Origin of the sequence: Mycobacterium neglectum (assembly GCF_002591975.1) — a bacterium.
Classification (GTDB): Bacteria; Actinomycetota; Actinomycetes; order Mycobacteriales; family Mycobacteriaceae; genus Mycobacterium; species Mycobacterium neglectum.
This window is the reverse complement of sequence record NZ_NVQE01000002.1, coordinates 196413-209469: the sequence shown is the minus strand read 5'-3', so window position 1 is coordinate 209469 and position 13057 is coordinate 196413. Positions and strand designations below refer to the sequence as shown.

10 protein-coding genes are annotated in these 13057 nt (G+C 65.4%); 6 read left to right on the top strand and 4 right to left on the bottom strand.

Translation table 11 applies throughout. The features are described from left to right. Positions 1–23: 23 nt before the first annotated feature. The 4 genes from mutA to lipL are packed head-to-tail and all read left to right on the top strand — an operon-like array spanning position 24 to position 6475. Positions 24–1910 carry a methylmalonyl-CoA mutase small subunit gene (mutA, locus tag CSQ99_RS02975; protein WP_099037545.1) on the top strand — a complete coding sequence of 629 codons (1887 nt, stop codon included), beginning with the start codon at positions 24–26 and terminating at the stop codon, positions 1908–1910. 2 nt (positions 1911–1912) lie between these two features. Next, positions 1913–4186, top strand: coding sequence for a methylmalonyl-CoA mutase (scpA, locus tag CSQ99_RS02970; protein ID WP_099037621.1), 2274 nt, complete (start codon positions 1913–1915; stop codon positions 4184–4186). Then, positions 4167–5147 carry a methylmalonyl Co-A mutase-associated GTPase MeaB gene (gene meaB / locus CSQ99_RS02965; protein WP_099037544.1) on the top strand — a complete coding sequence of 327 codons (981 nt, stop codon included), beginning with the start codon at positions 4167–4169 and terminating at the stop codon, positions 5145–5147. Before scpA ends, meaB begins: the two co-directional genes overlap by 20 nt. 59 nt (positions 5148–5206) lie before the next feature. Next, the gene (gene lipL / locus CSQ99_RS02960) at positions 5207–6475 is read left to right on the top strand and encodes an esterase/beta-lactamase LipL (protein ID WP_099037543.1); all 1269 of its coding nucleotides are present in this window, start codon (positions 5207–5209) and stop codon (positions 6473–6475) included. 18 nt (positions 6476–6493) lie between these two features. Here lipL and CSQ99_RS02955 read toward each other — a convergent pair whose 3' ends face one another. After that, complete coding sequence (locus tag CSQ99_RS02955; protein WP_099037542.1) at positions 6494–7231, bottom strand: hypothetical protein; 738 nt, start codon at positions 7229–7231, stop codon at positions 6494–6496. Between the two features lie 43 nt (positions 7232–7274). Next, positions 7275–7658, bottom strand: a complete 384-nt coding sequence (locus CSQ99_RS02950) for a transcriptional regulator (RefSeq protein ID WP_099037541.1) — start codon at positions 7656–7658, stop codon at positions 7275–7277. Between the two features lie 137 nt (positions 7659–7795). Here CSQ99_RS02950 and CSQ99_RS02945 point away from each other — a divergent pair, with 137 nt between their 5' ends. Both CSQ99_RS02945 and ileS read left to right on the top strand, forming a co-directional pair. Next, on the top strand, positions 7796–8449 hold the full coding sequence (locus CSQ99_RS02945; protein ID WP_099037540.1) for a hypothetical protein: 654 nt from the start codon (positions 7796–7798) through the stop codon (positions 8447–8449). Positions 8450–8663: 214 nt separating this feature from the next. Then, positions 8664–11783 (top strand): isoleucine--tRNA ligase, encoded by a 3120-nt coding sequence (ileS, locus tag CSQ99_RS02940; RefSeq protein ID WP_099037539.1) that lies wholly within the window; start codon positions 8664–8666, stop codon positions 11781–11783. Here the strand turns inward: ileS and CSQ99_RS02935 are convergent. Continuing rightward, entirely contained in the window at positions 11776–12813 is a 1038-nt protein-coding gene (locus CSQ99_RS02935; protein WP_099037538.1) for a TIGR03617 family F420-dependent LLM class oxidoreductase, read from the bottom strand. The two genes, ileS and CSQ99_RS02935, sit on opposite strands and share 8 nt — an antisense overlap. Then, the gene (locus CSQ99_RS02930; RefSeq protein WP_099037537.1) at positions 12804–13043 is read right to left on the bottom strand and encodes an RNA-binding S4 domain-containing protein; all 240 of its coding nucleotides are present in this window, start codon (positions 13041–13043) and stop codon (positions 12804–12806) included. Before CSQ99_RS02930 ends, CSQ99_RS02935 begins: the two co-directional genes overlap by 10 nt. Between the last annotated feature and the right edge of the window lie 14 nt (positions 13044–13057).

Genomic DNA, 13057 nt, shown 5'->3' with positions numbered 1-13057 from the left:
GTCACACGCTGCGACAACAGGAGATGCCGGTGTCGGTAGATACGTCCGTGGGATCGGAGTCGGATCGCGAGCAGTGGCGCGCCGCCGTTGCCGGGGTGCTCGCCAAGAGCAGCCGCAAGGATCCCGCCGACCTCGGCGAGGCGCCCGAGCAACTCCTCGACTCGCCGACGTACGAAGGCTTTCCGATCCGGCCGCTCTACACGATTCTGGACTCCCAGCCCGAGGCGCCGCTGCCTGGTCGCTGGCCATACATCCGTGGTTCCGACGGGCTGCGCGACGTCAAGTCCGGCTGGAAGGTCGCCGAGTCGTTTCCGGCGCCCGGACAGGTCTCGGTGGTCGACGGAAACGGTGCCGTGCTGGCTGCGCTCACCGAGGGCACCAGCGCATTGATCCTGCAGGTCGGGGACGACGGTGTGAGTGCCGACGAACTCGACCGGCTTCTCGAGGGCGTGTTCCTCGAGCTGGTTCCGGTGGTGCTCGACGCGGGCATTGACTTCGCCGCCGCCGCCGACGCGGTGCTGGCGCTGGTGATCGACCTGGACGACGAACGGCGAGCGCGGGTTTCGGTCGATCTGGGTGCCGACCCTCTCACCGCGACACTGAGCGGCCGAGCTGCGCCGTCGATCGACGAGGTGGTGGCCACCGTCGCCAAGACGGTCAGCTACGAGGGCGGCGTACGGGCCATAACGATCGACGGTCCGGCATTCCACGATCTCGGCGCCAACGCGTCATGGGAGCTGGCCGGCGCTGTCGCCGCGGGCGTGAGCTATCTGCGCGTGCTGGTCGAAAGTGGCATCTCGGCATCGGAAGCGTTGCGCCAGATCAGCTTCCGATTCGCGGCGGATGACGATCAGTTCATGACCATCGCCAAGCTGCGCGCGGCGCGACAGCTATGGGCCCGGGTGGCCGAGGTGGTTGATGCGGCCGACGCAGGCGCGGCGACCGTGCACGCGGTGACATCCAAACCGATGATGGCTCAGCGCGATCCGTGGGTGAACATGCTCCGCACAACGGTCGCCGCCTTCGCGGCAGGCGTCGGGGGAGCAGACACCGTCCAGGTACACACCTTCGACAGTGCGATCCCCGGCGGATGGCCGGGCACCGCACCCAGTTTCGCGCGGCGGATGGCGCGCAACACCCAACTGTTGCTGTTGGAGGAGTCGCACATCGGACGTGTGCTCGACCCGGGCGGCGGCTCGTGGTTCATCGAAGATCTCACGCGGGCGCTTGCCGAGACGGCGTGGAAAAATTTCCGCGACATCGAATCCCGTGGTGGTTTCGCCGCTGCCGGCGACTATCTGGCCGCGCAGATCGCGGAGGTAAACGCGAAGCGCAGGGACGATATCGCTCACCGGCGGACGGCCATCACCGGTGTCAACGAGTATCCGAACCTCTCAGAAATGCCGCTGCCCCAGTCCGAACCGAATCTCGGTGTGCAGCGCTACGCGGCCGATTTCGAAGCGCTGCGGAACCGCTCCGATGCATATCTCGCCGAGCACGGTTCGCGGCCCACCGCACTGCTCCTGCCGCTCGGCCCGCTCTCCGAACACAACATCCGCACGACGTTCGCGGCCAACCTGCTGGCATCGGGCGGTGTGGAGGCCGTCAATCCGGGCCCCTTGGACGCCGCGGGAATCGCGCAGGCGGTTTCGGATGCCGGTGGTGCCGTTGCCGCAGTGATCTGCGGCACCGACGCCCGATATGCGGACGAGGCGTCCGGCGCCGTCGAAGCAGCGAGGGCGGCGGGAGTTTCGCACGTATATCTGGCCGGTCCGGAGAGGTCGGTCGCTGACACCGGAGCCGCCCCGGCGGCGACATCAGACCCCGCCAACAAGCCGGACGAATACCTGACCGCCAAGATCGACGCGATCGCCGCATTGGCGGCCCTGCTCACACGTTTGGGGGCGTGACGATGACGACCGTCAAACCAGGAATCACGAATTTCGCCGACGTACCCCTGCACGGCGAGAAAATCGGTGAGCCCGCAACCGAGGCCGCGGTCAGCGAGCATATCGCCGCGGCCGCCGCGGCACACGGCTACACCGCTGATCAGCTGGACTGGGCCACCCCGGAGGGCATCGACGTCAAGCCGGTCTACATCGCTGATGACCGCGACGGGGTCGTCGACGCCGGGTACCCGCTGGACAGCTTCCCCGGCGCACCGCCGTTCGTCCGTGGGCCGTACCCGACCATGTACGTCAACCAGCCGTGGACCATCCGCCAGTACGCCGGCTTCTCGACGGCCGCGGAGTCCAATGCCTTCTACCGCCGCAATCTTGCTGCAGGGCAGAAGGGTCTGTCGGTGGCGTTCGATCTGGCAACCCATCGTGGCTACGACTCCGACCACCCCCGCGTGCAGGGTGACGTCGGAATGGCCGGCGTGGCAATCGATTCCATTCTCGATATGCGGCAGCTGTTCGATGGTATCGACCTCTCGACCGTCTCGGTCTCGATGACGATGAATGGCGCAGTGCTCCCCATCCTCGCGCTCTACGTCGTGGCCGCCGAGGAACAGGGTGTACCCCCGGAGAAGTTGGCGGGCACCATCCAGAACGACATCCTCAAAGAGTTCATGGTCCGCAACACCTACATTTATCCACCGAAGCCCTCGATGCGGGTGATCTCCGACATCTTCGGATACACCAGCTCGAAGATGCCGAAGTTCAACTCGATCTCGATCTCTGGGTACCACATTCAAGAAGCCGGAGCCACAGCCGATCTCGAGCTCGCTTACACACTGGCCGACGGTGTCGAGTACATCAAGGCGGGCCTGGACGCGGGCCTCGACATCGACAAGTTCGCACCGCGCCTTTCGTTCTTCTGGGGCATCGGGATGAACTTCTTCATGGAGGTCGCCAAGCTGCGTGCCGGACGGCTGCTGTGGAGTGAGCTGGTCGCCGAATTCGGAAGCGAAAGCCCAAAATCCAGGTCGCTACGTACCCATTCGCAGACCTCGGGGTGGTCGTTGACCGCGCAGGACGCCTTCAACAACGTCGCCCGCACCTGTATCGAGGCCATGGCCGCCACCCAGGGGCACACGCAGTCCTTGCACACCAATGCGCTCGACGAGGCACTCGCCCTGCCGACCGACTTCTCTGCGCGCATCGCCCGCAACACTCAGCTGCTGCTGCAGCAGGAGTCCGGAACGACGCGGCCGATCGACCCGTGGGGCGGTTCGTATTACGTCGAATGGCTCACCCACGAGCTGGCCGAAAAGGCCCGCGCCCACATCCTCGAGGTGGCCGAACACGGCGGCATGGCGCAGGCGATCAGCGAGGGTATTCCCAAAATGCGGATCGAAGAGGCCGCCGCCCGCACCCAGGCGCGCATCGACTCGGGTACCCAGACGGTGATCGGCGTGAACAAATACCAGGTCGACGAGGACCAGGAGGTCGAGGTCCTGAAGGTCGAGAACAGCCGGGTGCGCACAGAGCAGATTGCCAAGCTGGAGAAGTTGCGCGCCGAGCGCGACCAGGCTGCGACACAAGCCGCGTTGGCCGAATTGACCCGTGCGGCAGGTGCATCCGGGCCGGCAGGGGAGGACGGCCTCGGCAACAATCTGCTGGCTCTGGCCGTCAATGCGGCTCGCGCCCACGCGACGGTAGGCGAGATCTCCGACGCGCTCGAGAAGGTATATGGCAGACACGTTGCCGAGATCCGCACGATCGCGGGCGTCTACCGTGACGAGGTTGGAAAGGCCAGCAACGTGTCCACTGCAACCGAATTCGTCGAGAAGTTCGCCGAGGCCGACGGTCGTAGGCCGCGCATTCTGATCGCCAAGATGGGCCAGGACGGCCACGACCGTGGGCAGAAGGTGATTGCGACGGCGTTCGCCGACATCGGCTTCGACGTCGACGTCGGGTCGTTGTTCTCCACGCCGGAGGAGGTCGCGCGTCAGGCCGCCGACAACGACGTGCACGTGGTCGGGGTGTCCTCGCTGGCTGCCGGCCACCTGACGCTGGTGCCCGCGCTGCGCGAGGCGCTCGCCGGGGCGGGCAGGCCCGACATCATGATCGTGGTCGGCGGCGTGATACCGCCGGGCGACTTCGACGAGTTGTACGCGGCGGGTGCGACCGCGATCTTCCCGCCCGGCACCGTGATCGCTGACGCGGCCATCGGCCTGCTGCAGAAGCTCGCCGAGCGGCTGGGCTACCAGTTGAAAATAGATGAACCTCCCGGTCTCTGAACTAGCGGACGCCGTTCGCAGCGGTGACCGAGCGGCGCTGCCCAAGGCGATCACGCTCGTCGAGTCAACTCGCACCGATCACCGCGAACAGGCGCAACAATTGCTGCTCGAACTGATGCCGGATGCCGGTAAGGCCATGCACGTCGGAATCACCGGGGTCCCCGGCGTCGGCAAGTCGACCACCATCGAGGCGCTCGGCATGTACCTGATCGAGCAGGGGCACCGCGTCGCGGTGCTGGCAGTCGACCCGTCCTCGACTCGCACCGGCGGTTCGATCCTCGGCGACAAGACCCGCATGGCGAAACTGGCGGTGCACGCCGACGCGTACATCCGGCCGTCGCCGACCTCGGGCAACCTGGGCGGGGTGGCGAGGGCCACCCGCGAGACGATCGTGTTGCTGGAGGCGGCCGGTTTCGACGTCATTCTGGTCGAGACGGTGGGCGTCGGACAGTCCGAGGTGGCGGTCGCCAACATGGTCGACACCTTTGTGTTCCTGACCTTGGCCCGCACCGGCGATCAACTGCAGGGCATCAAGAAAGGCGTGCTGGAGCTCGCCGACATCGTGGTGGTGAACAAGGCCGACGGTAAGCACGCGGTGGAGGCCAAGGCCGCCGCGCGTGAACTCACCGGCGCGATCCGGCTGATCTATCCGCGTGAAACACTTTGGCGCCCACCGGTTCTCACTATGAGCGCGTTGAGCGGCGACGGTCTCGTCGAGCTATGGGAGACGATTCTCAAGCATCGCGAGGTGCTCACCGAAGCCGGCGAATTCGAGGCCCGACGGCGTACACAGCAGGTCGACTGGACCTGGTCCATGGTCCGCGACACGGTGCTCGATCGTGTGCTGTCGCACCCGTCGGTTAAGAAGATCCGGGCCGAAGTGGAGCGCCAGGTGCGCGACGGCGAACTCACCCCAGCGCTTGCTGCGCAAGAGATCTTGAACGCCTCTGACGTGCGATAACCTAACTTTTTGGTAACACCTCGTTTATTTGCCGGGGCTCCAGGTAAATTTAATTCATTGTGACGGGTGTCAAATCCGAGGAGCGCAGCGCAGCGCTCCCACGAGGGATACAGGGCGCATCGGACTCGAACTTTGCCTGCACCGTGCGGGCATTCTCGAAACTCTTTCCCGGACCTCGGTTCGGCGGCGGCGCGCTCTGCGTCTATCTGCACGGTGAGCCCGTCGTCGACGTCTGGACGGGCTACTCCGACCGCCGCGGCACCGAGTACTGGACGGCCGATACCGGCGCAATGGTCTTCTCGGTCACCAAGGGTCTGGCGTCGACGGTGATCCATCGGCTCGCCGACCGCGGGCTTCTCGATTACGACACCCCGGTCAGCCAGTACTGGCCCGAGTTCGGCGCCAACGGCAAGGCTGACATCACGGTGCGCGAAGTCATGCAGCACCGTGCGGGGCTATCGCACCTCAACGGGGTCAGCAAGGCCGATCTGCTCGACCACCTCGCCATGGAGCAGCGGATCGCCGCGGCACCGGTCAACCGCCTGCTGTATGGGCATCAGGCCTATCACGCGCTGACCTACGGCTGGCTGATGTCGGGGTTGGGCCGCGCCGTCACCGGTAAGGGCATGCGGGACCTGATCCGTGAGGAACTCGCGGAGCCGCTCAACATCGACGGACTGCACCTGGGTCGGCCGCCGGTCGGTGCAGCGACGCGCGCCGCGCAGATCCTGGCACCCCAGGGCACTTTGGCCAACCCGATATTCAACTTCGTCGCGCCCCGGGTGGCGGCCATGGGCGTTTCGGGCATCTTCGGGTCGATGTACTTCCCGGGCATGAAGGCCGTCATACAGGGCGACACGCCGTTCCTGGACGCCGAGATCCCGGCGGCCAACGGTGTGACCACCGCGCGCGCACTGGCGAAGATGTACGGCGCGATCGCCAACGGCGGGCGTGTAGACGGCACGCAGCTGCTGTCGCGGGAGAGGACAGCGGGCCTGACCGGCGAACCGAGCTATGCGCCGGACCGCAACATCTGGGTGCCGCTGTCCTTCCACCTCGGATACCACTCCGTGCCGATCCCGGGGGTGATGCCCGGCTTCGGGCACGCCGGCCTGGCCGGCTCGGTGGGTTGGGCCGATCCGGAGTCGGGGATGGCGTTCGGGTTCGTGCACAACCGGCTGCTGACGCGGATGGTGCTCGATCAGGCGACATTCGCCGGTCTGCAGACGTTGATTCGTCGCGACGCCGCGCGCGCCCGCAAACGCGGATACGACACGGTGCCCGCGCTCGGCGCGCAATTCAAGGTCACCCGATCCGCCGTCGGCTAGAGCGAGCTCAACGGAGCCTCAGCGGTCGGCCGTCGAGAACCATTTCGTCTTCTTGCGCCAGGATTCCGCCGACGTGATGGCGAAGCCGGCGCCGCACATGCAGGCGAACACCCACGTGAGTGTGGTGCCGGCGTCAAGCGCCTGCAGCTGCGGGATGAAGGCGGTGGCCAGCCGTACGATGCAGGCGGCGATACCCGCGGCCGACGATACGAGGTAGATGTTGGCCACGGTGCGCGAGCGCGGATCCTTACGCAGGACCAGCAGCGCCCGACATCCGTACACCAGCAGATAGATGAGCGTGCCGCACAGCAGCAGCCAGTAGATGTTCAGCCAGAAGTCGGTCGGTACCTGGAAGAAGTCGGCCTGGTAGATCTTCGCGCCGTTGCCGAGTGTGAACGCGACCAGCAGCAGCGGTATGCACAGCGTCGCGGGGTACTCGACGTACTGCTTGAACGACCGCTGCAGCTCGTGATCCTGTTGCAACCGGCCGAGCGCGTTATAGACGACGGCGGACGCGGCGACGATGTAGAGATCGTGGCCGATGTAGTCCTCCAGATTCCACTTACCTGTCAGGTCGTGGAGGAAGACGCCCAGCGTCTCGGAGGCCCACGGCGACATCATGAGCACCGCACCACCCTGCAGGGCGATGTTCAGGGTTGCGGCGAACTCCCAACGGGACGACCATGTGACTCGGCGAATCCACAAACTCCACGCGATACAGCAAAGTGTGATCGCGATCAGAGTTGTCAGAGCCATATGTGTCGCCTTCGAGCCGCGGTGAACTCAGCAAAGTATAAGGCTACAGCGGTGGCGCGTCACTGCGCGGTTTCAGCTCGGAGAGTTTTGGCGCGCGGGTTCGATGAATAGTTCGAGTGGCCATTCGGGTGTCGGCGGCCTCGCGGAGGTCGACTCCGCGGAACGGCGAAGACTCGATGTAGCTCCACACCTCTTGTTCGCTCATCAGGCCAAACCGGATCTGCAGGTCGGGGTAGCTGACACCGAATCTGTCGGATACTCGCCGCAATTCTTCGGCGTCCGGGTAGTCGGCTTCCTTGATCCGCCGGTAATACGTGCTGCTCGATGTACCGAGCGCGTCGTAAATGTCCTTGGCGTCAACGTCGCCGTCAAGTAGGTAATCTAGCAGGGCTTTTAGCTGTCTGCCGTTCTCGTCGGTACGTGGCACCCGTCCTACGATAATGCAATGTTCATAAAATAGGCAGTGCGAACCGCAAACCGGAAACCTTTGCCCTAATTGACACAGGCGTCACAGTTTCGGGAGGCCTATCCCATATTTGGGACATCTGAGCTATCGTTGGGACCATGGTTGCTTCGCAGTTGCCTATGACGGCTAAAGAGGCGTTTAACGCCGTTACTGAATTTGCACTAGCAACGATCCACATCGTGGATTACGACGCCCCGGACGCCGCCCGTCCCGCGGGCATGGTGCGCTTGTCGACACCGGACACCGAAGAACTCACGGCGGAGCTCGATGGAGCCACCGAGTACCTCGGCGTGCCTGCCGACGAGATCCTCCTCGCCGCCTTGGCTCGGACGATCGCGAAGACGCTCGGCGACGGCACTGTCCTCGTCGATGTGGCCAGCGAACGTGGCAGCCTGCTCGACGCCGTCCCGCTCGTGTGCGCGACAACGCAGCAGTCCGATGCCACCGACGTACTCCGCGGCGTTCACCACGCCCTGGCCTCGGCGACTGAGAGCGCCGCCGACGGGATGTCGGAGGCGTATTTCAACTACCTGGGCGAGGTGCCCGACGACTCGGTGCCCGTGCCGGTTCAGGAGACGCCACCCGGGCTGGGACATGCCCTGGAGATGAGGGTCTACCGCACTGCGGATCTGGTACACATCGACTGGTGGTACGACACGAGCCATTTCGAGCCGTACACCGTCGAAGAGCTCGCCGAGCAGTTCCCGCGCGCCCTCTACGAGATGACCACGGACGCACTGCCTGCTGTGTAAGAGCCCGTCGTTAGAATCGACGGTAAGGGCGTTGATCCGGCCATCACCGGGGAGCCTTCGGAAGAACAGCTGATCTAGCTCAGTAGACCCGAACGGGTGGGCCCGTCATCGCCCGAAATGAGCGGCGCACGTCACGTGCGCAAGCGGGGTGGTACCGCGGCGCTCGCGCACCGCGCGACGTCGTCCCCGTGCCTCGATCAGGCACAGGAGACACGTGACCGCCTATCCGAAGCCGGCCGCCGGAGCGCCCAATTTCCCGGCGTTGGAATCCGATGTCCTGGACTACTGGGATTCCGATGACACGTTCCGCGCCAGCATCGCCCATCGGGACGGATCGCCGGAGTACGTGTTCTACGACGGTCCGCCGTTCGCCAACGGCCTGCCGCACTACGGCCACCTGCTGACCGGCTACGTCAAGGACATCGTGCCCCGCTACCGCACGATGCGCGGCTACAAGGTGGAACGGCGGTTCGGCTGGGACACCCACGGCCTGCCCGCCGAACTCGAGGTTCAGCGCCAGCTCGGGATCGCCGACAAAGCGCAGATCGAAGAAATGGGCATCGAGAAGTTCAACGAAGCGTGCCGCGCTTCGGTCCTCAAGTACACCGACGAATGGCGGGCCTACGTCACCCGGCAGGCGCGGTGGGTCGACTTCGACAACGACTACAAGACGCTCGATCTCGGCTTCATGGAGTCGGTGATCTGGGCGTTCAAGCAGCTGTGGGACAAGGGCCTGGCCTATGAGGGCAACCGGGTGCTGCCCTACTGCTGGAACGACGAGACCCCGCTGTCCAACCACGAGCTGCGGATGGACGACGACGTCTATCAGATGCGACAGGATCCGGCGCTCACCGTCGGCTTCCAGGTGGTCGACGACGGTGATCTGCACGGCGCCTATCTGCTGATCTGGACCACGACGCCGTGGACGCTGCCGTCGAACCAGGCGGTCGCGGTGGGTCCGGATATCGCCTACGTCTGCGTGCAAGCGCCCGACGGCGGGCGCTATGTGCTGGCGCAGGCGCGGCTGGCGGCCTATGCCCGCGAACTCGGTGAAGAGCCCGAAGTGCTGGCCACCTACACCGGACGCGAACTGCTCGGTGTGCGGTACCTACCGCCGTTCCCGTATTTCATGGATTCCACCAATGCGTTTCAGGTACTGCCTGCCGACTTCGTCAGCACGGAGGACGGCACCGGCATCGTCCACATGTCACCGGCGTACGGCGAGGACGATATGGCCACGGCCCAGGCGGCCGACATCGTCGCGGTGACACCCGTCGACACCAAGGGCCGGTTCGACGTGACGGTGCCCGAGTACGCCGGCCAGCATGTCTTCGACGCGAACCCGCAGATCATCCGCGATCTGAAGAATCAGACGCGGTCGGCGGCGGCCAACGGCGCGGTGCTGCTGCGCCATGAGACCTACGATCACTCCTACCCGCACTGCTGGCGATGCCGGAACCCGTTGATCTACCGGGCCGTTTCGTCGTGGTTCATCAAGGTGACCGACTTCCGCGACCGCATGGTCGAGCTCAATCAGGAGATCACCTGGTATCCCGAGCACGTCAAGGACGGTCAGTTCGGCAAGTGGCTGCAGGGCGCACGCGACTGGTCCATCTCGCGAAACCGATACTGGGGCAGCCCTATTCCGGTGTGGAAGTCCGACGATCCCGCCTACCCGCGGATCGACGTGTACGGCAGCCTCGACGAGCTCGAGCGTGACTTCGGCGTGCGACCCGACAACCTGCACCGCCCCTATATCGACGAGTTGACCCGGCCCAATCCCGATGACCCCAGCGGCCGCTCGACGATGCGGCGCATCGAGGACGTCTTCGACGTGTGGTTCGATTCGGGCTCGATGCCCTACGGGCAGGTGCACTATCCGTTCGAAAACGCTCAGTGGTTTGACACCCATTTCCCCGGCGACTTCATCGTCGAGTACATCGGGCAGACCCGTGGATGGTTCTACACCATGCACGTCCTGGCCACCGCGCTGTTCGACCGTCCAGCCTTCAAAACCTGTGTGGCGCACGGCATCGTGCTGGGTAACGACGGGCAGAAGATGAGCAAGTCGCTGCGGAACTACCCGGACGTCAACGAGGTGTTCGACCGGGACGGCTCCGACGCGATGCGCTGGTTCCTGATGGCATCACCGATCCTGCGGGGCGGCAATCTGGTGGTCACCGAGCAGGGTATTCGCGAGGGCGTCCGGCAGGTCCTGCTGCCGTTGTGGAATGCCTATACGTTCCTGTCGCTCTACGCGCCGAAGAAGGGCACCTGGCGGGCCGACTCGGCGAACGTGCTGGACCGCTACATCCTGGCCAAGCTCGCGGTCCTGCGCGACGATCTCACCGAATCGCTGGACGTCTGCGACATCTCAGGGGCCTGCGACCAATTGCGCCAGTTCACCGACGCGTTGACGAACTGGTATGTGCGACGGTCACGTTCGCGGTTCTGGGAGGAAGATCCGGACGCCATCGACACGCTGCACACAGTGCTCGAGGTGACGGGCAGGCTCGCTGCGCCGCTGCTTCCGTTGATCGCCGAGGTGATCTGGCGTGGGGTGACCGGGGACCGCTCGGTCCATCTGACCGACTGGCCCGCCGCCGATCTACTGCCGAAGGATTCGCAGTTGGTGGCCGACATGGACCTGGTCCGCGTGGTCGCATCAGCCGGCTCGTCACTGCGCAAGGCCAAGAAGCTGCGAGTGCGGCTGCCCTTGCCGAAACTGACGGTGGCGGTGGACAACCCGCAGCGGCTAGCGCCGTACCGCGACCTGATCGCCGACGAACTCAACGTCAAGACGGTCGAGCTCACCGACGACGTCCCCACGTACGGTCGCTTCGAATTGACCGTCAACGCCAAGGTCGCCGGACCGCGGCTCGGCAAGGACGTTCAGGCCGCGATCAAGGCCGTGAAAGCGGGCGAGGCGGTCGTCAATGACGACGGGACGTTGACTGCTGGACCGGCTGTGCTGCAGCCCGAGGAGTACAGCTCGCGCTTGGTGGCCGCAGATCCTGAGTACACCGCAGCACTGCCCGAGGGCGCGGGGTTGGTGGTGCTCGACGGCACGGTCACCGAAGAGCTCGAGGCCGAGGGTTGGGCCAAGGACCGCATCCGCGAACTGCAGGAGCTGCGCAAGTCCACCGGGCTCGATGTCTCCGACCGCATCTCGGTGGTCATGTCGGTAGCAGGGGCGCAGCAGCAGGGCTGGGCGCGAACCCACAGTGAGCTCATGGCGCGGGAAATCCTGGCGACCAGCTTCGAGTTCGGCGAACCTGCCGGCGGCAGCGAGATCGGTGACGGTGTGCGGGTGGCGATCGCGAAGGTCAACTGACCCGGGCCGGGATCGATTTGATGCGATCGACCATCGCCGCGAATTCGGCGTCATCGCCCGGATCAGCGGGTGTGTCGAGTGCGATCCCGTCGCACATCCGGTCGTACCGGGACGCGAGCACGTCGGGAAGCTCAGCGTAGGTTCCCTGCGGAACGAGTTGGCTGACAACGTCATCGGTGAGCACATCGGTGAGCGCGGCCCATTCCTTGCGGCGGGCATGTCGGCTGAGGCGGGTTCCGATCTCGGTCAATCCGAACAGCTCGAGCGTGCGTTGGTACGCCGGGGTCGAGTACAGGAAGGCAAGTTCTGAGCGCAGTTCATCGCGCGCGGCGGCGACGGCCGCATTGTCACGACCGGAGATCACCCGCGGTACGACGACCAGCCGCGGGCCGCCGTCGGTGCGCCCCGCTTTCGTCGCACCGTCGGCGAGCGCGGGCAAGACGTACTCCTTCAGCACCGCCGGGTGCGAACTGGTGGGGTGCGCGACGAAGCCGTCGGCGACGGCGCCGGCCAGGGTGCACATCCGGCGGTTGACGCCGCCGGTCCAGATCGGCGGGGGAGCCACGTCGATGGGCCCGGGATTGAAATAAGGCTGCAGCCGGGTGAACGTGTAGTGACTGCCGCGGTGGTCCAGACTCTGCTGCCCGGCGAACGCGGCGAATATCGCGCGCAGCGATGCGACGTAGTCCCGAAGCTGCGCGGCGGGGTCGGTCCATGGCATCGAGAACCGTCCGACGATGTTGCCCCGCACCTGCGTGGCGATGCCGAGCTGAAAGCGGCCACCGGAGTAGCGGGCGAGTTCCCATGCCGCGCAAGCGGTCACCATCGGGCTTCGGGCGAACGCAACGACCATGCTGGTTCGGACCACCAACGTAGTGCTGTGCTCGAGTGCGAGGGCGCATACCGAGAACGGATCTCGGACGGTTTCTGAGACGTGGGCGGTGTCGAATCCCAGATCCTCGATGCGCCGGACGCGGTCGGGGACGTCGGCGAGCCGCGTGCTCGCCGGAAGGGAGGTGATCACGTCCACGGCGCGGACTCCCGGCTGACGCGGGCCGATCGGCCACCGAACCAGACGATGTCGCCGTGGCGCAGTTGCCGTCCGCGGCGGGTCTCAATAGCACCATTGACGACAACCAGCCCACCGGCGATCACGCCCTTGGCGTCCGAGCCGCTGTCAATCAGATCGGCCAACTTCAGGAATTGGCCGAGGCGGATCGATTGATCCCGGATCGGCACGTCACCGACCGGCTGCGCCATGACGTCAGGTTAGC